Annotated in this window: 3 protein-coding genes and 1 pseudogene; all 4 read right to left on the minus strand. The window is 35.7% G+C overall.

Annotation, left to right across the window (positions count from 1 at the left end; genetic code table 11):
* Window positions 1-284: pseudogene (locus tag DM84_RS05890) on the minus strand (hypothetical protein); the annotation flags it as partial.
* A complete protein-coding gene (locus DM84_RS05895) occupies window positions 281-781 on the minus strand; it encodes a phage tail protein (protein ID WP_250779063.1) in 501 nt (166 codons plus the stop codon). The gene DM84_RS05895 and the pseudogene DM84_RS05890, both read right to left, overlap by 4 nt.
* The gene (locus tag DM84_RS05900) at window positions 771-1,091 is read right to left on the minus strand and encodes a head-tail joining protein (protein ID WP_250779065.1); all 321 of its coding nucleotides are present in this window, start codon (window positions 1,089-1,091) and stop codon (window positions 771-773) included. The genes DM84_RS05895 and DM84_RS05900 overlap by 11 nt, the downstream gene beginning before the upstream one ends.
* The coding region (locus DM84_RS05905) for a major capsid protein (protein ID WP_250779067.1) at window positions 1,091-1,476 on the minus strand (386 nt) is incomplete at its 5' end. The genes DM84_RS05905 and DM84_RS05900, both read right to left, overlap by 1 nt.

Raw genomic sequence — 1,476 nt, forward strand, 5'->3', positions numbered from 1 at the left:
GTATTTTTATTTACTACTCTTGCTACTTCTGCTGCTAATGTTCTGACAATAATAGGTGCATTTTCTACTGTGCTATCAATCACAATTCTTGCCTCAAATCTTGCTTTTAGGGCTAATTCTTCTGTTCCTGGATCATGTCCTTTTTCAAAGCTGCTAAGTTCCACAAATACTGCTGGTGCTATCAATTCTTTCCTCATTGCTGGATATACTTCGCATGTTTGTATCACAGAAATTTCCTTCTTCAGCGTAGTGCAGATTGCGTTATGCAAATCTTTAAAATTCATGCATTTCTTGTAATATAACTCAATTCACGCTCAAAGTACTTCTCAAATATCACTTCTGTTTCATAATTAACTAGCTCCTTTATTATTTTTGATGCTTCTGGTTCCAATGGCAATTTAACTTCCTTTATTGGCAATGCTGCTTTTCCTTCACGTTTAAAAGCTCCTTTATAACCTCTTGGCATGATTGCAGTAAATGCTCCTATAAACTCATTTTTTCCTATTTTTGTACCTCTTTTTGTTTGTCTCATTTTACCCATTGATGAAGCTTTGATGTCATACAAGTTTGCTCTTATCAAAACCTCTAATTTGCTTGTCTTAAAGATTCGCAACCTTTTTCTCATTACCGTTAATTTTATCTTCTTTTCCTCACTAATTTCCTTAGCTGCTTGTCCCTTTAACCATAGTGCTGTTTTATTCAGTGCTTTTGCTACTACTAATTTGATTTGAGCTTCTTTTTCCCTGATATCACTTATTACCTGATTTACATTATGAAACACTTCCTTCTCCTACGGCTTGAATTTTCCATATTTTACTTGAAGAATCTTTTAACGGCGGTTCAAAAATTTTGTAGAACCTTTTTTCAATCTTGATATAATCACCTATGCTAAAGGAACTAACGTCCTGATCACGTATTTCTATAGAAGCAATTTGCTGAGTTAATGCTCCATCTGCACCTAAAGAGTACGTAGTCTCAGGACGTTTAATTAGCACTTTTATTTTTCGAATACCCTCCTTATTTTTATTACAATATGTGGCTTCCACTCCTAAATGCTCAAAACAATCTTCTAATAATCTCCCTATATTCATCAACTAGAACTAATTTTTACCAAAACTGCCGGACGATGGCACATTGGCAGAGGGTTTGACTGCGTATGCAAATCAGTTCCTCTATCAAATCTCCTTGGTTCTTGTTTTGCATATAGTGGCTGTCCTAGTGTGTTTACCGTCTCATTAAAATCTGCTGGTGCAAAATATGTCGTAAATGTACTTGCTGTTCCTACTGGAAAACAGTGACCTGTATCTTTCTCAATAAATCTTCTTACGGTTCCTTCAGGATCAGTTGCTTGCCCTCTATATTCCTCAAATGTGATTCCGCAGAACGTAAATCCTGATCTCATATCATTTCGAAGTGCTGCTCCTTCTTGCCATCTTTCATATGCTTCTTTTACTTTACTATGCGAAGTGAGTGCAT

Source organism: Wolbachia pipientis (genome assembly GCF_023661085.1).
Classification (GTDB): Bacteria; Pseudomonadota; Alphaproteobacteria; order Rickettsiales; family Anaplasmataceae; genus Wolbachia.